Origin of the sequence: Bradyrhizobium sp. LTSP857 (genome assembly GCF_000938285.1) — a bacterium.
Taxonomy (GTDB): domain Bacteria; phylum Pseudomonadota; class Alphaproteobacteria; order Rhizobiales; family Xanthobacteraceae; genus Bradyrhizobium.
The window spans coordinates 446,102-463,077 of sequence record NZ_JYMS01000049.1; the positions used below are offsets into that span (position 1 = coordinate 446,102).

Sequence of the window (16,976 nt, forward strand, 5' to 3'; positions counted from 1 at the left end):
CGCTCAATCTGAAGTCTTGCGCGCGCTGCCGTGTTGAAGATGCTCGACGCCAGCGCCGCTGACCTCGACCCAGGCATGTTTCGACTGTTCGAAAACCGACTTGATCGGAGCCGGGAAATCCGGGTCCGCGATAGCGCCGACGGCAACGCCGATCATCGCGGGCAGATTGTCCGCCTTCCAATAGACTGTCGAGCCACAGTCGGGACAAAAATAAAAGCGGACCTTGCCGCCGCTCTCGGCGGCACGAACGTATTCCTTCGGCGTCCCTAAGATCGAGACGACATCAGCCGGGTAGAAGGCACCGACGCCGAACGGCGCGCCGGTCCGGCGCTGGCACGCGATGCAGTGACAGGCCGCAACCCGGTTGGTTGGCCCCGGAAGCGAAAGCGCAATGGCGCCGCAGTTGCATCTGGCAGATATCATTGGCGTCTCCCACCCGTATCTCTCAAGCGTGGTGCCGCTACCGCGGCAAAAGTAGAAACACGCAAACGCAAAAGCATTCCCTACCTCGCATCATACTCAACTCGTCATTCAGGGGCGCGCGAAGCGCGAGCTATGATGCGCAATTGCGCATCATAGCTGATGCCCAGAATCCTAATCCATTCCCGTCACCCTGAGGTGCGCGCTCCGCGGCGCGACAACGCCGCAGAGCAAGCCTCGAAGGGCGACGGCCCGGCTGCATCGGGGCCGTGCATCCTTCGAGGCTCGCAGCGCGGTGCTTACGCACTGCGCCGCTCTCACCTCAAGATGACGGGGCTAGCGTTGTCGTCATTGCGAGCGCAGCGAAGCAATCCAGACTGTCGCCGCGGAAAGATTCTGGATTGCTTCGCTGCGCTCGCAATGACGGCACTGAGCAGTTTCGCGCAAATGTCCCCCATTGGACTCGCGTCAAGATTCCGTCGCAAGCGCGCTATACAGGCAAGGCATTGCGTCCGAAATCTCTCTCCAGCGAGTTTGCCGATGATCACCCGACGAACGGCGTTGACCGGCCTCGCCGCGCTGCTGTCACCCGTCATCGCACGCAGCGCACCAGGCGAGCAGTTCAACGTCGCCTCCGGCCATGACAGCCTGCCTGTGTCGCGTTATGCGGCGGCTGCGCCCGGAAAGCGCCCTGCCGTGATCGTGCTGCACGGCTCCCGCGGTATCGAGCTCAGGGCCCGAGCCTATGAGCGATATGCCGATGCGCTGTCCACGAGGGGCATCGACGCCTATTTTCTCCGCTACATGACGCCGGTCGATACGGCGACGCTGGCGGCGAAGTCCAGCACGCGCGAGAGCCGCGAAGCCTACGAGACGACGCGGTACGACGGTTGGGCCGATACAGTCTCCGCTACCGTGACGGCTCTCCTCGACCGGTCCGACAGTTCGGGGCGCGTCGGCCTGCTCGGCTTCTCGCTGGGCGGTTACATCGCTGCCGACGCCGCCGCGCGCGACACGCGTATCGCAGCGCTCGCGGTGCTCTATGGTGGCATGCCGGAAGCCATGGCTGCCAAGGTGAAGCACCTGCCCCCGCTGATCGCGTTGCATGGCGAGGCCGACAGGAACGTGCCGATCGCAGAAGGCCGCCAACTGGTGAAGCTCGGCAAGTCGGTCGGCGCCGAGACCGAATTCGTACCCTATCCGGGCAAAGCCCACGGCTTTGATTTCTCCGACACCCGCCCGACGACATCAGATGCGATCGATCGCGTCACGAAATTCTTCCAGGCGAAGCTCGCCACCTGACCGCGCCAGCTCATGGGGACGGGGACTGACCACAGATTGGATCGGAGTCCAACATGAGGTAGAGTGTACCTCGCATGGAGCCCCATACCAGCCGCGAGAGCGCGAAGATCATCGCCGGTACCGTCGCAGCCGTTGTCGCGACGGTCTTCCTTTTCGCGGTCGCGATGGCTCTCTTGCTGCCGCAATAGGATCTGCGGCTCCCCGGCGGCGCAAGGCCGCCGGAGCTTGTGCGTCGCCCGGCTCAGGCCGCGCGCACCGTCCGGAGGAATTTTCCGACTTCGTCTTTGAGCCGGTTGCTGTCGGTCGCCAGCATCTTTGCGGTCGAGAGCACCTGCGAGGACGCCGAGCCGGTCTCGGCTGCGCCACGCTGCACGTCGGTGATGTTGGTGGAGACCTGCTGGGTGCCATGGGCCGCCTGCTGCACGTTGCGGGCGATCTCCTGGGTCGCAGCACCCTGCTCCTCGACGGCGGCTGCGATGGTCGAGGATACCTCGGACAACCGCTCGATGGTCGCCGAGATGTCGCGGATCGCGTTGACGGATTCCTGCGTCGCGGTCTGGATGCCGGAAATCTGCTGGCTGATCTCGCCGGTCGCTTTCGCGGTCTGCTCGGCCAGCGTCTTCACTTCAGAAGCGACGACCGCGAAGCCGCGGCCGGCTTCGCCTGCCCGCGCAGCCTCAATGGTCGCGTTCAGCGCCAAAAGATTGGTCTGGCCTGCAATGGTGTTGATCAGCTCGACGACGTCGCCGATCCGCGTCGCCGCGACCGAGAGCTCGCTGACCCGTTCGGTGGTGGTGCGGGCCTGGTTGACGGCTTCGCTCGCCATACGCGCGGATTCCTGCACCTGTCGGCTGATCTCGTTGACCGAGGAAGACAGCTCCTCCGTGGCCGTGGCGACCGACTGGACATTGCCGGTGGCCTCGCCCGAAGCGGTGACGACGACCGAGGTCAGCTCCTGCGCGCGCTGCGCGGTGGTCGCCAGTGTCGAGGACGATGCCTCGAGCTCGGTGGATGCGGATCCGACCGTTTCGATGATCTCGCCCACCGCCCGCTCAAAGCCGTCGGCCAGGTTGACCATGTCGCGGCGCCGCTGCTCGGCGGCCTGCCGCTCGATGTCGGCCTGCGCCGCCTTGAGCCGCTCGACCTCGAGCGCGTTGGTCTTGAAGACTTCGACCGTCTTGGCCATGTCGCCGATCTCGTCGCGGCGGTCCTTTTCGGGCACCTCGGTCTTGAGATCATTGCGGGCGAGGCCTTCCATCGCGAGCTTGAGCCGGGCGATCGGCTGCGACATCGCCTTCAGGCCGATGAACAGCGCGATCGCGATGCCGAGCACGAGGCCACCGGCGCTGACGCTCATCACGGTCCAGGTCGCGGATTTGGCGTCGCTATTGATGGCCTCCTTGCGCTTGGCAACCACCTGCGCCGTCTCGGTCGTGAACTTGGCGATGCGCTCCAGCGCCGCGTCGATCAGCGGATCGCACTCCTTGTGCGCACGATCTGCGGCCTTGGCGTTCTCTTCCGTGCTGTTTGCGGCAGCTCCAGCCTGGAGCACCGGTTCGCAGCCATTAAACACGGCCTTCAACTGGTCACCGATGCTCTTGAGCTCACTTGCACGCGACGGGTCGTCCTGCACGGCCGCATCAAGATACTGGCTAATTTCATTGCGGTTCTGGTTCGCGATCTTCAGACGATTGGCGTTGCCCGCTTCGGTCGTCTCGGTGAACACCGCATAGAGCGCCGCGTGATAGGTCTCGGCGCGACGCTGGGCACGCGTCAGGTTGAGCAATGCCGATTGCGCGGCGGCGAGTTCGCCAAACCCGTCGACGGTCGCGGAGAGTTCACGCGTGCCGAAGGCGGCGACGGCGACCATCGCGCATCCCATCACGGCTACAATCAGCGCAACCTTCAACACGATCTTCAAATTGTTCAAAAAGCTCATCCCTGCCTTCCAATGATTTTCGGCCTACGCGACCGAAGCGGCCCCAGCCGCGCCATTGGAACCGGCGGACGTTAAAATTTAATACTAAATGACAGGGGTAAACTTACTAAAAAATAACTTTCCGGTGCTCGTCCGTAAGCTTCGCGTAAGCTTGGGGTCCGTCTTAAGGGGTATCTGGTGCCGCCCGGCCGGCCCGGAACCATTCGTCACGTCCGGGGAAACCTGCTCAAATGGGGGAAATCTCCTGGCCCTCCTCGGGCCGGGCATGGACGCGCACGAGATCCTCGACGAACGCCAACACCTCCGCCCGTCTGTCGGGCGGCAGTGACAGAAAGGCGCGTACGAGCCGCAAGCCCTGCGCTTCGTCCGACGGGTCGTCCCTGGATTCCATCCGGCCAGTGTCGGGCGCTCGGGAAAAATATGCAATCCCTTGCAGGTCGCCTGCTTGATTCGGCGCTCCCACTTTGGTGGAATAGCTCTAACAAAGGTGGACCATGAAGTGGATCAGGGAACGCGACGCGCTGATTGCGCAGACACTGGCCTTCGTCCAATCGGTAACCGGCAAGACGGATGACCTCCATCCGCCGGCGCCCCCCGCGGCTGCGTTCGCAGTGACCACGGAGATCGTCACCGTGCGGGCCCTCGCGGTCGAAGCCGAGCCGCCACCGGCTCGCCCACCGCCCGCCCCTGTCCCCCCGCCGCTGTCGACGGGCGATTTTCGCAGCGAGATGCAGGCCCGCATCGCGAGCTTCAAGAAGCATCAGGAGCGCTTCGAGCGCGAGCGGGAGGAATATTGTGCGGCGACGCTGACCAGGCTTCGCGCCGCCATCCGCGATCCTTCCACCCGCCCGCCGGCGGACAAGTGAGGGCAGACTTAGCCTCTCACAGCCAGGACCACACCAGCCAGAGATTGGCCGCACAGGCACCCACCAGTGCCAGCGTCAGGGGCAGCAGCATGTGCCCGCAGGAGGTTTTCAGGTCGGTCGTCATGGCCAGAAACATCCGCTGATTCCGGCTGGGGAGTCCCAAGGATTCTTTTTTTGGGGATTCAGGACTCGTTTACGACTCAGGGCCCGCCACCTCGATCACGGCTCCGTGATCTAATCCCCGTGTCGGAACCCCTCCCCGCGGCAGGTCGTTAATGCGGTTTCCGGGAGCGGGAAGCATGCCCTACGCCCTGTTCTGCAACGACGCCCAGATCAGCAAGGCCTATCCGAGCGAGGCCGACGTCTGGAAGCTCGCGCAACGGAGCGGCCTGGTCGTGGACGTCGGCACCAACGAAGAGCGGCCGGGGCCGCGCCGGGTGCTCGACAACGACTATGAGATCAAGTCCTGCCGGGCAGCCCAAGGCGAGGACCCCGCCAAGAACAAGGCGGATGCCGAGCGGGAGTCCCGGATGGAGCTTCAATTGAGTTCGTGAGGCCCGACCGCAGGCAGCATTGCCTTAGGGCGTCGCGGTCGCCAACGAGGCCTGCTCACCGGCAAGGGCCACACAGGCCTTCCGGCGGTGCAGCCCGCGGATCGCACCGGTCACCTTCAGGACCTTGCCGGACGGACAAGACGCGTCCTTGACGAAAGCCACCTCATAAGGTGCCAGCATCAGAGGCTCGGATTTGAGGATTGTTTGGGCAGAGCACGGCAGGGCGACGAAGCACGAGAACACCACCACCGACGCCAAGATACGCATGTTCGTTGTCCCACCAGCCCGGCAATTCGATAATAACGCGTTCCGGAGCACGAGTTCCGTAAGTCGCAAAAATTATTTTTGCTTTACCCGAGCCCCGTGACACGCGTGAGAAGGCGCGCGCCCGAACGTTTGCTTGCAAATGACGCGCCAGATGGTTCACGCAATGCCAACAAGGGGCTGGGCCAACAAGGGGCTGGCAAACGAAAGGCCGGCGGGAAGCCGGCCTTTGTCAGATCTTGGTCGCTGCCCGCGGTCAGTAGCGCGAGGCTGCCGGACCGCCCCAGCCGAAGCGGTAGTTCACACCGACCTTGACGGTATGCTCATCCTCCCGGCCACGGACGCCGACAACGTCGGCCGGACCGGAGGTGATCGTCGTGCTGCCGAAATTGTAATACTGGTATTCGGCCTTGGCCGACCAGTTCGGCGCGAACATGTATTCGAGACCGGCACCGACGGTGTAGCCGTCCTTGCTGTTGCCGGTCGTGGTGAAGGCTTGCGGCACGCCGGCGATGTTGACGCCGAGGCCGCCGTTCCGCCAGGCGTAACCACCCTTGGCGTAGACCAGCGCCGGGCCCCAAGTGTAGCCGATGCGGCCGGTCACCGACCCGAGCTGGTCGGTATTCGACGTCACCTGCGTCCCCAGCGGGAACGTGGCACCGTTATTGTTGGTCGGCAGCCAGGAATACTGGGCCTCGACACCCACCACCCAATTGGGCGCGAACTGGTAGTCGAAGCCGCCCTGCACACCACCCAGGAAGCGGGCGTCGCTCGACTGGAAGCTGCTGTCGCCAGCGAAGGCGCCACCGACATGGCCGCCGATGTAGAAACCGGTCCAGTTGTAGATCAGCTGCGGTGGCGTATAGGCCGGAGCCTTGGTGTAGGTGCGCGGCTGCATGTCGGCTGCTGCCGCCGGTGCGGCCAGCGCAAGCAGAGCGGTTGCGCCCAGCAAAATCGTCTTCATGATCATCCCCGTTCTTTCAAATTCGACACTCTGGAAACAACGTGGCGTGAATTAGGTTGCTTCGCGGCGATGCCGGAACGTTGATCGTTCGTAACTGTGACGGGGTGGCAACAACGGCATTTTGTTCCGTCACGTGCGCTTGCACGACCGATTTTGTCGTCCGCGCAAGGCCAGCCGTAACGATTTGTCGCAAGGTAAAACCACCCCGTTCAAAGCTCGCCAAAATGTGATCCAGCGGCTCCGGCGGCTCTTGTCCTAGCACCGCCCGATGAAGGTGGGCTTTGCGCTATCGCGTCATCTTTTCCAGTTCCGGAAAGGGTGTGTAAACCGCGCCGGCGCAGAACTCGTTGGTGCGCTCAGTGACACGGTCGCCCCGCCCGTTGACGAAGACCGCGGCCCGCTCGCGCATGGTCTTGTAGCTGCCGTCAGGCTCGCGGGGCGTGAAGTGCAGGCAGCTGACATAGAATTGCCGGCCGCCGATCTCGCGCAGCACCGGCTCGGCGATGCTGGCATCGCGCACGCCGACCGGATTGTTCAGATAGGCGCGCATCAAGGCCAGCGTGTCGCTGCGGAAATTGTCGGGGAACGGCTGCGGGCCTCCGGCCTGGGTCCCCTCCATCAGGGATGGACGGTCGCCATCGCTGCCGAAACATCCCGCAAGCAACAGCGGCAGTACAAGGATCGCCGCACGTTTCGCCAATCGCCCCAAGGGTCACGCTCGCCGCTCAATCAGACCCGGAGACGTTTAGCCCCAAGGTTGCGATGATGCATCTCTAGAGGTGTTTTGCCCGACGAGTCAAACAGATTCGTAAAATCCGTAGAGCAACCGATCGTCAAACCATTGATATATCTATCACCGGCTACTGTGCATGGGGTTGTTTTCAAGATTCTTGCTTGTGGTCGTGTATCGAAGGGAATTCGCCTGCAGGCACCGGCCCGCCGCCAGCACCTCGAGCTTTCGCACAAGGCATGACGAACGAGCCGGACCTGAACTCCGCGCGAGGCGGCGGGGCAATGCTATGGATGCCGCCTCACGGGATCAGTCGTTAGCTGCGCTTCTCGGTCGTCACCGGCTTGGTGACGTCGGGCTGCGCCTTGAGCGACTTCCTGGCCGACAGATGCTTGTGGTGGTGGCGATGCGTCCGCACGGTCTTGTGCTCGTCGGGCGTGATCGCGGCATTGGCGTTCATGGCCTTTGCCTTGGCATCCGCCTTGACGCCGGCGGTCTTCGCGTCGGCCTTGACGGTAGCATCGGGTTTCGCCGCGGTGTTCGACGCCTTGGTCTGGGTCTGGTCCGCCTTGATCACCGGCGCGGTCGTCGTGGTGGTCTTGCCGGCCTCGGCTGCGAAGGCCGGGGCTGCGATCACGGAAGCTGCGAGCAAGGCTGCGGAAATGGTCTTCAACATGGTTGTCTCCTCTTTGAAGGATCTTGAGGCGGCGCCCACTCGCCAACCCTTCGATCGTAGGTGGAGCCTAGGGGGAGCGCGCTGAACCCAGTCTGAAGCCGATTGCAGGCTTCCGTTCATCTGGATGACAAGTTTGTCATCTCGCAGGCGGACGGCGGCCGGGAATGTTTTTGCATGCGGGGTGTTCCGGTCTTCAGGCAATCGTGTAGGATCGCCACGTTCCATTCGGGAGAACTTGAGATGCGCAAACTTTCCATGCTTCTGGTACCGGGACTTGTCTCGATGGCGCTGGCGGCCGGACCGGTGCTGACGAGCGCCTATGCCGCCGGTAGCGATGATCCGTCGCCGCCGAAGTCGGATACCTCGACCAAGAAAGAGAAGAAGAAGAAGAGCTCTTCCATCAGCGATCCCAAATTCCTCGCGGCCTATCGCACCGCCTACACCACGATCTACGACAGCCACGACTATACGAGCGCGATCGGCCAGTTGAAGTCGCTCAAGCGTGACGACGTCGCCGACGTCGCCAATTTGATCGGCTACTCCTATCGCAAGATCGGCGACTACCAGTCGTCGAAGGTCTATTACGAGCTGGCGCTGAAGGACGATCCGAACCACGTCCGCACCTGGCAGTATTACGGCCTCTGGCAGCTCGAGCAGGGCAACCGCGAACAGGCGCAGTATCATCTGAACAAGATCGCCTCGCTCGCCGGCACCGACAGCTCCGAATATCGCTCGCTCGCCGCAGCGCTCGACAAGCCGACCGGCGCGACGCTCGTCTACTGAGACCCGCCTATTTGAACCGAGCGAACGGGCACACCCTCGGGGTTGTGCCCGTTCCGCTTTCTCGGCTAGCCTCTTGCACCTCTCTCCCCGCAATTGGTGCGCAATGGACAATTGGCTGCGATCCGCGATCGACTACATCGGCTCCTGGATCGAATTCCAACAGACGACATTCCAACAGCCGGGCGTCCTCGTCGCGTTCGTCCATCGCGGCGAAGTCGTCGCCGAACATGCGTTCGGCCTCGCCAATCTCGACACCGGCGAGAAGCTCACCCCGCGCCATCGCTTCCGCATCGCCTCGCATTCGAAGAGCTTTACCTCCGCCGGCATCATGAAGCTGCGCGAGCAGCGCAAGATCCGGCTCGACGACACGATCGGCCAATATGTCAGTGGCCTGCATCCGCACGTTGCCGAGACGACGATTGCGCAGGTGCTCTCCCACAGCGCTGGCCTGACGCGCGACGGCGCCGATTCCGGCCAGTTCATCGACAGCCGTCCCTATCTTGACGAGAAGGAGCTGCGCGCGGAGTTGAAGCTACCCACCGCAATCGAGCCCGGTACACGCTTCAAATATTCCAATCACGGTTTTGGCCTGATCGGCCTCGTCATCGAGGCGGTGACGAAGGAGCCCTACCCTGTCTGGATCAAGCGCGAGATCATCGAACCAGCGGGCTTGCGTGAGACCGAGCCGAACGCCCCGATCGCCAAGGGAACACCGTTTGCACGCGGTCATACCCGAAAGCTGCCGCTGGGCGAGCGATGCGTGATCCCCGGCGACAATCCCGCCCACGCGATGGCATCCGCCGCGGGCTTCGTCGCCACGGCGGCCGACACGGCCCGCTTCTTCGCGCAGCTCGCACCCAACGCCAGGAAGAGCGTGCTGTCCGTCGCAAGCCGCCGCGAGATGACGCGGCATCATTGGCGCGTCCCGCAAAGTTTCGAGGCCTATTACGGCCTCGGCGTCAACGCCGGCAAGACCGACGGCTGGGATTGGTTCGGCCATGGCGGCGGCTTCCAGGGCTACATCTCCCGGACCTGCTCCATCCCGGGCTGCGAGCTCGCGATCAGCATCCTCAGCAATTCCATCGATGGCGCGGCGCCATTCTGGATGGACGGCGCGATGCAGATTCTGCGTGTTTTCCAGACGCGCGGCGCCCCAGACAGGCGCGTCCGCGACTGGACCGGCCGCTGGTGGACGATCTGGGGCGCGACAGACTTCGTGCCGGTGGGCAATCGCGTGCTGATCGCCAATCCGCAGTTCAACAATCCCTTTATGGATGCCGCCGAGATCGAGGTGACCGGCCGCGACACCGGCAATCTCGCATGGGCCGCCGGCTACTCCAGCCATGGCGAGCCGGTGCGCCGCGTCCGCGACAAGCGCGGCAAGGTCAGCGACATCTGGATCGCCGGCGCCAACGTCAAGCCTGCGAGCGTCGTCGCGCGCGAGATTGCGCGCAGATACAAGCCGCGGAAACGGCGGCCTACTCCCGAATGAGCGCCTCGACTTCGCCGCGCAACGCCTGTCGCGAGCCGTCGCGGGAATAGAACATGTGGCCGCCGGGATAGACGACGAATTTGATCCGCTGCGTCGCGAAGGCCGGCAATTGGTCGAGCGCCCGCTTCGATCCGAAATAGGGCGTGGCGAGATCGAACAGGCCGTGCGCGACCAGCACGTTCAGCTTCGCATCGGTTGCGAGGATCTGGCGCAACTCCGACACCGATTGCGGCGGGTTGATGCCGCCTCCGAAATCCCAATTGCGCTCGACGGCGCCGTTCAAAACCTCGTAGGAGCCGTCCGGCCGCCAGTTGAGCTTGTGTGTGAGAACATCGACCGCGGCACTCGTCAGCGGCGCCTGAAGCGCGTCGCCTGAGGGATCGCCGAACCGTGAGCTGCTCGAATCCGGATAGGGATCGAAGCCGCGCACGGAGGCGTCGTAGCGTCCCGTCACCATGCCGTTCTTGCGATCGAATTCACGGCGGAATTCGCCGACATCGAACCGGCCGGCGAGCCTGCGGCTCACCGCTTGATCGAGGCCGGTCAGCTCCGCGACCTTGTCGGCAAGACGATTGGTGGCCTCCTTGTCCGCCTCGCCCTTGACGAGATCGGCCAAAAATTCTCCGCGTGCGTAAGCCTCCACATCGGCGAGAGCGGCGCGCGTGACCGGCCCCTTGGTCGATTCCTTGGCTTCGCGCGCCACCGCCACATAGCTTGGTAGCGTCGCGACATATTGCAGGAGGCTCGTGCCCGTGAACTCGCGGAAATCCAGCAGCGGCGACACCAGGATCAATCCCCTGACACCGACGCCATGCTGGAGCTGCAACTGGCGCACCACCTTCGGGCCGCGAATGCCGCCATAGCTCTCGCCCGCGACGTATTTCGGCGAGACCAGCCGGTTGTGCTTCTCGAGCCAGCGACGGATGACGAGCGCAATCGAATTGACGTCGCCCTCGACCGAATAGAACCGCTTTCGCGCGTCGTCTCCACTCGCGATGAAACGGCTGTAGCCGGTGCCGACGGGATCGATGAAGACGAGATCGGTGAAGTCGAGCCAAGTCTCGGCGTTCGGCTTCACCTCGGGCGAGGCCGACGGCGAAAGCCCCTCGCCGTCGAGCGGCAGCCGCCATGGTCCGGCATTGCCGAACTGGAGCCACGCCGAGGATGCGCCGGGTCCGCCATTGAACAGGAAGGTGACCGGACGCGTGGCACGGTCGGCGCCGTCGAGCTCATAGGACGTGGTCGCTATATCGGCCAGCGGTTCGCCCTTGTCGTCGAACACGCGGATCGAACCGGCGGTCGCGGCGAAGTTGAGCGTTCGGCCCGGCAGATCGAGCGTCTGCTTCGTGGTTGAGTCCGGAGGCAAACGATGCTGCTCGGCGGCCAACGGTGAAGTCTGGGTTGCATTTTGCTGCGCGTTGCCGCCGCGCACGCCTTTCTGTCCCGAAGGCGCCGCGGCCTCATTGCGCGGCGGCACTGGATCATCCGCGCGCGCCAAACCCGCGAGCGCGAATGTAGACACCGCCAGCACCAGCCCCGCGCGGCGCAGCATCGGCAAACCCATGTCCATGACCCAATCTCCCTGCCCTGCCGCGCTCGCACGTCGTCCGGTCGCTGGCGAGCGATCACCGAAATTCTAGCTTCCAATTGCGACGGTTTGGGGGATCGGAGGCCGGAGGCTGGCTTTCCGGCCCGATCGGCCCGGCTTTTGCCCTGAACCGAGACTGGCGACCGTCCGACCGGGCGCCCATTTGCTTTAAGAAGCGGTCATCCTCGACAATGCAGGCCCAGGTCGTATAGACGACCTCGGCGGACCTTTCTCGAGCCAGCAGCACCTGCCTGGAAGCCATGACCAAGCCATTGCGGTACGACCGGATCGCCTTCGTCGCCAGCTCGAGCAGCGAAGCGCAGGCCGCCTTCGGCCAGCTCACCAGGGACTACGGCAATTGCGACCCGAACGAGGCCGACATCGTTGTCGCACTCGGCGGCGACGGGCTCATGCTCCAGACACTGCACCAGCAGATGCACTCGGGAAAGCCGATCTACGGCATGCATCGCGGCACGGTCGGCTTCCTGATGAACGAGTACTCGACGGTCGATCTGCGTGCCCGCCTGGAAGCTGCGCATGAATCCGAGATCAACCCGCTGCTGATGCGCGCGACCGACGTCAACGACCGCGTCCATCTTCACCACGCCATCAACGAGGTCGCGCTGTTCCGGCAGACCTACCAGGCGGCGCGACTTCGGATCCTGATCGACGAGCGCGAGCGCATGCCCGAGCTGATCGCCGACGGCATCATGGTGGCGACGCCGGCCGGATCGACCGCCTACAATCTGTCCGCCCAGGGGCCGATCCTGCCGATCAACGCCGCATTGCTGGCACTGACACCGATCAGTGCCTTCCGCCCCCGCCGCTGGCGCGGCGCGCTGCTGCCCAACACGGCTTACGTCGTGATCGAAGCGCTGGAAGGCGACAAGCGCCCCGTAGCGGCGGTCGCCGACCACGACGAGGTGCGCGATGTCCGCCGCGTCGAGGTGCTCACCGACAAAACCATCTCGATGCGGATGCTGTTCGATCCAGGCCACAGCCTGGAAGAACGCATCCTGCGCGAGCAGTTCGGCTCCTGAGCCGCCTGCCCGGCAGCTTGGCGGACGCCTGATCGCAACGCTTCGTTAACCCTCGGCACGATATGGTTAATGAAAGTTGACCCTTTGGCCTGGGCGTCATGTTCCGCATCGACTTCAACAAACTCCGTTTCCTCATCTGCGACGACAATCCGCATATGCGCCGCATCCTGCGGACGCTGTTGCATTCGTTCGGCGCGCGCGAAGTCTATGAGGCCGAGGACGGCGCCACTGCGCTGGAAATGTACAGCCATTACGTGCCCGACATTGTCATCACCGACTGGGCGATGCCGATCTTCGACGGGCTCGAGCTCGCGCAGATGATCCGGCAGCCGGAATCCAAGGGCAACCCCTACGCGCCGATCATCATGCTGACCGGCCATTCCGAGAAGCGCCGCGTCACAGTCGCGCGCGATGCCGGTGTCACCGAATTCCTGGCCAAACCGATCTCGGCCAAGGGGCTCTATCAGCGCATCCTCAACGTGGTTGCCAGTCCCCGGCCCTTCATCAAGACCAAGGCCTATTTCGGCCCGGACCGTCGCCGCAACACCAATTCCGCCTATATGGGCCCCGAGCGCCGTGTCGGCGAAAAGCACGAGGTGCTCCAGCAGCCCTCGCTGCTCGACAAGGCCCGGTCCTCCATCTAGCGCAACGTCTTCAGCGACGAGGCAGGCATCATGGCGAAGAACAGCGCAAGAGACATAGAGGTCAAGGCCTTCGCCACGCATCAAGTGATCACGCAGCCCAATCCGCTGCGGAAAGTCCTGCGCCGGGTCGAGGAAAAGGACATGGACGATCCGGTCGGCCGCGCCGAGCAGGCGCTGGCAGGCTTGTCCAGCGAGTTCAAGGACTGGATGACGACCGAGATCAACCGGCTGTCGGCCGCCTACGTTGCCATCCGCAACGAGGGCTTCACCAAGGACAGGCGCGACGAGCTGTTCCTCGCCGCGCACGACATCAAGGGCGACGCCGCAACGTTCGGCTTTCCGGCGGCCGCGGGAATCGCCGAGAGCCTGTGCCGTGTCATCGAGCACGCACCCGATCTCGAGAGGGTTCCGGCCGAGCTGTTCACGCACCACATCAACGCCATCCTGGCTATCGTGCATGACAACACACGGCTCGACAGCCTCACTGTCTCCGCCGAGCTCAACCGTCGCCTGCGCAAGGTTGCCGACGAATATCTCGCCCACGTCAACCGCGACCGCCCCGAGCATCTCGAGGCGATCCTGGCGCCGAGCATCGTGCCGGCGGAGTAGCGCGAGCTATTTTCTGAAATCGGGTGGGCAAAGCGAAGCGTGCCCACCAATCAACTCTGATTGTACGGATGCATGGTGGGCACGGCGCAAGAGCGCCTTTGCCCACCCCTGTACCTTCGTTACGCCGCGATCAGATCGTCATAGACCGGCGCGATCGCCTCGTCTGCGACCAGCTCGTCGCAGAACAGCCTCGCCTCTTCGCGCGCGGACTCGGTGGCAAAGCGGCGCAACAGGACCATCAGCGGCTCGGTGGCGCCGCGATCGGTCTCGCAATGGGTGAGCACGCGCTCGACCATGCGCCGGCGCAGCCGGGCCGCACTGTCGTCGGTATCGACAAAACCTTGCTCGTGGCAGGCATCGAGCGCGACCTGGAACGCTGCGAACGTTGCCTCGGGAAGCCCGGCGCGGCGCAGCAGCGCGTGCAGGCTGTTGCCGCCGCGGTCGTGCAGCAGCGCGGAGACGCGCGCCAGCGGCAGATCGGCCAATTCGGCGAGTGCGGCGTCGAACAGTTCGAGATTGCTCGACAGCAGTGCGCGCAGGATCAGGCCCGCGGTGAGCTGGCCCGTGATACGGAGATGCCGCACCAGACCCTGCATGTCATCGCCGCGCGAGCGCGCCGCGATGTTCATGGTGGAGCGGTCGCGCGCCTCGGTCGTCATGCGGTCGGCGCGGTCGGCGCTCAGCCAGTTCCGCGCCACGACGAACTGCGCCAACGTCTCGGAGAGCTTTGCCACCAGCGCGGCGCGCGTTGCGGCCGGCAGATCCTCCAGCACCAGCATCGCCTCGCGGATCGCGGCGAGATGGCCGTGACGCTCGACAATGCGGTCCCAGGAAAACGGTGCGAGCTCGGCGTGGGGATTTTCGATCAGCTCCAGCGCGGCCGCCGCGCAGCCGACCTCGGCAATGGCGGCGCAGACCGATACCGGCAGCGCGACGCGCCGGGCGACGGCGCACTGAACCACGTCATTGCCGGTCGCGACGATATCGACGAGGTCCGCATCGATCAGGAGCGGTGAATGTTCGAGCACGGAAAGAGCCACGGACGGCTGGTCTGCCGACAGCGCTCGCACGATCGCCGCGGGCGCATCGGTGCTGCGTGCAAAAGCCTCTGCCATCGCCTGCCGCACCAGAGGCGACGGATCGTCGAGCAGCATCAGCAGCGCGCCTTCGGCGGCGACGCGGTCGTCATGGGAAAGGTCTGAGATCAGCCAGGCCCGGGCCAATGCCCGTGTTGCCTCGGCCCGCTCACCGGCGGACGCTGTCCTGATCCAATTGATGAACTGCCGAACAATCATGGTGCTTCCGGCTTACGCAACGAAGACGAAGCGGTGACGGCTTGTCACCTGCAACACAAAATAAACCACGACGCTTAACAAAGCGTTCACCATAACTGGCTGGTTTTATTGACGTTTTGTTAAGGGAATAAAGCCGCCTGACTCACATGCCCGGACGCAGCGCAGCAGCGCTGCGCGTCCGGGACACGAGAGTTCGAAATTTAGCTGCTGAACGTGCCGCTGCGATCGCTGAAGAGATCGAGCGGCTGCGGCGGCCGCACATCGGGCGTTGTCGATGCGGCCGAGGTCGCTGACGCGACCGAGGTCAGCGAGGCGTTGCTGCCCCACAATTTCTGCACCGTCGTCGAGACCGGCTGCGTGGCGTCGGCGGGCTGATAGATCGAGCGAAACACCGGCGTGCTCGGTGCATTGTCGGCTACCGTCGTCGACGATGTCGCACTGACCGGCGTCACCGAGCGCGTATCGGGGAAGGTCTGGAGATAGGCGGCGCTATTGATCATGGGCGCGGTGGGCTGCACGCCGTTTGCGCTCGCGACCTGCGTGGTCGAGGGCGTATCACCGTACATCGCCATCGCGCTGCGCGTCGATTTCGCGTTCGAGGCGCTGGCGTAGCGTGCGTTCAACACCGAATAGACCTCGGAGACGCTGCGCGCGCGGCCGTCCTTGGCGTAGAAGATCGAGCGGTTCGCGGACGCCGCATTCGGAAACAGCCGCGCGCCGACCGCTTGCGGATTGTCCTCGGCATTGGCGATCAGTTTCGCGGCACCACCGACGCCCATGAAATGCGCCATGTAGAGCTCGCTGTCGCTCGGCCTGCGGCCGAGCAGACCGGTGAGCTTGAAGCTGTTGGACTGCGTCAGCGCGGCCGCCATGCTCGAGGCGGCTTCCGGATCGTCACGCAGCTTCATGATCGACCGCTTCATCATGGGATCATCGACGGTGTAGGTGCCGGACGACGTCTTGCTGATGGCGTCGGAATAGCTGCCATAGCCGAGCTGGGTGCCCGCCTCCTTCACCGTGCCGAGCCAGGTCTGGTCGATGAACTGGTAGAGCCCGTGGGCGGACGAGGTGCTGGCACCGGCGGTGGCATCAAAGTCCGATTCCATCTTGGCGGTGGTCAGCATGTATTCGAAGCTGACGCCGGTCCGGCTCGAGGCCTGCTTGATGGCGCCCGCGACGCGCGGCGAGCCGTCGGTCGCGGCAGTCTGCGGGGCACTGGAATTGTCGACCGACATAATGGAGTGCCCGCCCCGCGCGGCGTTAAACGGCGCCGGCAATTCGGACGCCCTGTCGTCCCACCGTGGGACAGGCATGGTTAATGCGGGGTTAATTCGGCTGTCCCGGTCATTCCGGGGCGCGCGAAAACTACTTCCTCTACTTCTTATAGACGTCGCCGGGATCGAACAGCCGCTCGGCATCGATGAAGACGAGCTTGGCGCCGCCGTCCTCGGCCTCGACCTTGCGATAGAAGCAGGAGCGGCGGCCGGTATGGCAGGCCGCGCCGATCTGCTCGACGCGGAGCCAGACCGCGTCCTGGTCGCAATCGGTGCGGATCTCGACCACGCGCTGGGTCTGACCCGAAGTCTCACCTTTTCGCCACAAGGCATTGCGCGAACGGCTGAAGTACCAGGCTTCGCCGGTCGCAATGGTCTTACGGAGCGCTTCGTCGTTCATGTGTGCGACCATGAGCACGTCACCGGTGGCGACGTCGGTGGCCACGCAGGTCACGAGGCCGTTCGCGTCGAAGCGCGGCTGGAAGGAAAGACCTTCCTCGATCTCATGGGAGTGAGCGGACACGACGACCTCGCTA

At 64.1% G+C, this 16,976-nt stretch carries 18 protein-coding genes; 8 read left to right on the forward strand and 10 right to left on the reverse strand.

The features are described 5' to 3' along the window. Window positions 1-3 precede the first annotated feature (3 nt). Entirely contained in the window at window positions 4-423 is a 420-nt protein-coding gene (locus UP06_RS35490; RefSeq protein ID WP_045008312.1) for a GFA family protein, read from the reverse strand. Window positions 424-960: 537 nt separating this feature from the next. Here UP06_RS35490 and UP06_RS35495 point away from each other — a divergent pair. Then, a complete protein-coding gene (locus UP06_RS35495) occupies window positions 961-1,722 on the forward strand; it encodes a dienelactone hydrolase family protein (RefSeq protein WP_045008313.1) in 762 nt (253 codons plus the stop codon). Between the two features lie 241 nt (window positions 1,723-1,963). Here the strand turns inward: UP06_RS35495 and UP06_RS35500 are convergent, their stop codons facing one another. After that, on the reverse strand, window positions 1,964-3,661 hold the full coding sequence (locus UP06_RS35500; protein WP_045008314.1) for a methyl-accepting chemotaxis protein: 1,698 nt from the start codon (window positions 3,659-3,661) through the stop codon (window positions 1,964-1,966). Between the two features lie 494 nt (window positions 3,662-4,155). Between UP06_RS35500 and UP06_RS35505 the strand changes: the two genes are divergently transcribed. Then, window positions 4,156-4,527, forward strand: coding sequence for a hypothetical protein (locus UP06_RS35505; RefSeq protein ID WP_045008315.1), 372 nt, complete (start codon window positions 4,156-4,158; stop codon window positions 4,525-4,527). Window positions 4,528-4,826: 299 nt separating this feature from the next. Then, a complete protein-coding gene (locus tag UP06_RS35510) occupies window positions 4,827-5,081 on the forward strand; it encodes a hypothetical protein (RefSeq protein ID WP_045008316.1) in 255 nt (84 codons plus the stop codon). A 24-nt stretch (window positions 5,082-5,105) separates the two neighbouring features. On the opposite strand, the gene UP06_RS35515 is transcribed toward UP06_RS35510, so the two are convergent. From UP06_RS35515 to UP06_RS35530, 4 genes are all read right to left on the reverse strand, one after another. After that, window positions 5,106-5,348 carry a DUF6719 family protein gene (locus tag UP06_RS35515; RefSeq protein WP_045008317.1) on the reverse strand — a complete coding sequence of 81 codons (243 nt, stop codon included), beginning with the start codon at window positions 5,346-5,348 and terminating at the stop codon, window positions 5,106-5,108. Window positions 5,349-5,601: 253 nt separating this feature from the next. Next, window positions 5,602-6,309, reverse strand: coding sequence for an outer membrane protein (locus UP06_RS35520; RefSeq protein ID WP_045008803.1), 708 nt, complete (start codon window positions 6,307-6,309; stop codon window positions 5,602-5,604). A gap of 286 nt (window positions 6,310-6,595) precedes the next feature. Then, window positions 6,596-7,018 (reverse strand): hypothetical protein, encoded by a 423-nt coding sequence (locus UP06_RS35525; protein WP_197087458.1) that lies wholly within the window; start codon window positions 7,016-7,018, stop codon window positions 6,596-6,598. 337 nt (window positions 7,019-7,355) lie between these two features. Then, window positions 7,356-7,715: a His-rich protein BRANT gene (locus tag UP06_RS35530; protein ID WP_045008318.1), complete on the reverse strand. Its 360-nt coding sequence runs from the start codon at window positions 7,713-7,715 to the stop codon at window positions 7,356-7,358. Window positions 7,716-7,955: 240 nt separating this feature from the next. Here UP06_RS35530 and UP06_RS35535 point away from each other — a divergent pair, with 240 nt between their 5' ends. Beyond that, window positions 7,956-8,498 (forward strand): tetratricopeptide repeat protein, encoded by a 543-nt coding sequence (locus UP06_RS35535; protein WP_045008319.1) that lies wholly within the window; start codon window positions 7,956-7,958, stop codon window positions 8,496-8,498. Window positions 8,499-8,601: 103 nt separating this feature from the next. Then, the gene (locus tag UP06_RS35540; protein WP_045008320.1) at window positions 8,602-9,990 is read left to right on the forward strand and encodes a serine hydrolase domain-containing protein; all 1,389 of its coding nucleotides are present in this window, start codon (window positions 8,602-8,604) and stop codon (window positions 9,988-9,990) included. On the opposite strand, the gene UP06_RS35545 is transcribed toward UP06_RS35540, so the two are convergent. After that, window positions 9,977-11,560, reverse strand: coding sequence for a S10 family peptidase (locus UP06_RS35545; protein ID WP_045008321.1), 1,584 nt, complete (start codon window positions 11,558-11,560; stop codon window positions 9,977-9,979). The two genes, UP06_RS35540 and UP06_RS35545, sit on opposite strands and share 14 nt — an antisense overlap. Before the next feature lie 278 nt (window positions 11,561-11,838). On the opposite strand from UP06_RS35545, the gene UP06_RS35555 reads away from it, so the two are divergent. The 3 genes from UP06_RS35555 (at window position 11,839) to UP06_RS35565 (ending at window position 13,871) form a co-directional block, all read left to right on the forward strand. Continuing rightward, window positions 11,839-12,618, forward strand: coding sequence for an NAD kinase (locus UP06_RS35555; protein WP_045008323.1), 780 nt, complete (start codon window positions 11,839-11,841; stop codon window positions 12,616-12,618). Between the two features lie 98 nt (window positions 12,619-12,716). Beyond that, window positions 12,717-13,262, forward strand: coding sequence for a response regulator (locus UP06_RS35560; protein WP_045008324.1), 546 nt, complete (start codon window positions 12,717-12,719; stop codon window positions 13,260-13,262). A 30-nt stretch (window positions 13,263-13,292) separates the two neighbouring features. Then, the gene (locus UP06_RS35565; protein WP_045008325.1) at window positions 13,293-13,871 is read left to right on the forward strand and encodes an Hpt domain-containing protein; all 579 of its coding nucleotides are present in this window, start codon (window positions 13,293-13,295) and stop codon (window positions 13,869-13,871) included. 119 nt (window positions 13,872-13,990) lie between these two features. On the opposite strand, the gene UP06_RS35570 is transcribed toward UP06_RS35565, so the two are convergent. The 3 genes from UP06_RS35570 to hisI form a co-directional block, all read right to left on the reverse strand. After that, window positions 13,991-15,166, reverse strand: a complete 1,176-nt coding sequence (locus tag UP06_RS35570; protein ID WP_045008326.1) for a DUF2336 domain-containing protein — start codon at window positions 15,164-15,166, stop codon at window positions 13,991-13,993. A 200-nt stretch (window positions 15,167-15,366) separates the two neighbouring features. Then, window positions 15,367-16,401, reverse strand: coding sequence for a lytic transglycosylase domain-containing protein (locus UP06_RS35575; protein WP_245305629.1), 1,035 nt, complete (start codon window positions 16,399-16,401; stop codon window positions 15,367-15,369). A 139-nt stretch (window positions 16,402-16,540) separates the two neighbouring features. Further along, entirely contained in the window at window positions 16,541-16,963 is a 423-nt protein-coding gene (gene hisI / locus UP06_RS35580; RefSeq protein WP_045008328.1) for a phosphoribosyl-AMP cyclohydrolase, read from the reverse strand. Between the last annotated feature and the right edge of the window lie 13 nt (window positions 16,964-16,976).

Coding starts and splice junctions, on each gene's coding strand:
- UP06_RS35490 (WP_045008312.1), bottom strand. CDS start 423: ATGATATCTGCCAGATGCAACTGCGGCGCCATTGCGCTTTCGCTTCCG.
- UP06_RS35495 (WP_045008313.1), top strand. CDS start 961: ATGATCACCCGACGAACGGCGTTGACCGGCCTCGCCGCGCTGCTGTCA.
- UP06_RS35500 (WP_045008314.1), bottom strand. CDS start 3,661: ATGAGCTTTTTGAACAATTTGAAGATCGTGTTGAAGGTTGCGCTGATT.
- UP06_RS35505 (WP_045008315.1), top strand. CDS start 4,156: ATGAAGTGGATCAGGGAACGCGACGCGCTGATTGCGCAGACACTGGCC.
- UP06_RS35510 (WP_045008316.1), top strand. CDS start 4,827: ATGCCCTACGCCCTGTTCTGCAACGACGCCCAGATCAGCAAGGCCTAT.
- UP06_RS35515 (WP_045008317.1), bottom strand. CDS start 5,348: ATGCGTATCTTGGCGTCGGTGGTGGTGTTCTCGTGCTTCGTCGCCCTG.
- UP06_RS35520 (WP_045008803.1), bottom strand. CDS start 6,309: ATGAAGACGATTTTGCTGGGCGCAACCGCTCTGCTTGCGCTGGCCGCA.
- UP06_RS35530 (WP_045008318.1), bottom strand. CDS start 7,715: ATGTTGAAGACCATTTCCGCAGCCTTGCTCGCAGCTTCCGTGATCGCA.
- UP06_RS35535 (WP_045008319.1), top strand. CDS start 7,956: ATGCGCAAACTTTCCATGCTTCTGGTACCGGGACTTGTCTCGATGGCG.
- UP06_RS35540 (WP_045008320.1), top strand. CDS start 8,602: ATGGACAATTGGCTGCGATCCGCGATCGACTACATCGGCTCCTGGATC.
- UP06_RS35545 (WP_045008321.1), bottom strand. CDS start 11,560: ATGGACATGGGTTTGCCGATGCTGCGCCGCGCGGGGCTGGTGCTGGCG.
- UP06_RS35555 (WP_045008323.1), top strand. CDS start 11,839: ATGACCAAGCCATTGCGGTACGACCGGATCGCCTTCGTCGCCAGCTCG.
- UP06_RS35560 (WP_045008324.1), top strand. CDS start 12,717: ATGTTCCGCATCGACTTCAACAAACTCCGTTTCCTCATCTGCGACGAC.
- UP06_RS35565 (WP_045008325.1), top strand. CDS start 13,293: ATGGCGAAGAACAGCGCAAGAGACATAGAGGTCAAGGCCTTCGCCACG.
- UP06_RS35570 (WP_045008326.1), bottom strand. CDS start 15,166: ATGATTGTTCGGCAGTTCATCAATTGGATCAGGACAGCGTCCGCCGGT.
- UP06_RS35575 (WP_245305629.1), bottom strand. CDS start 16,401: ATGTCGGTCGACAATTCCAGTGCCCCGCAGACTGCCGCGACCGACGGC.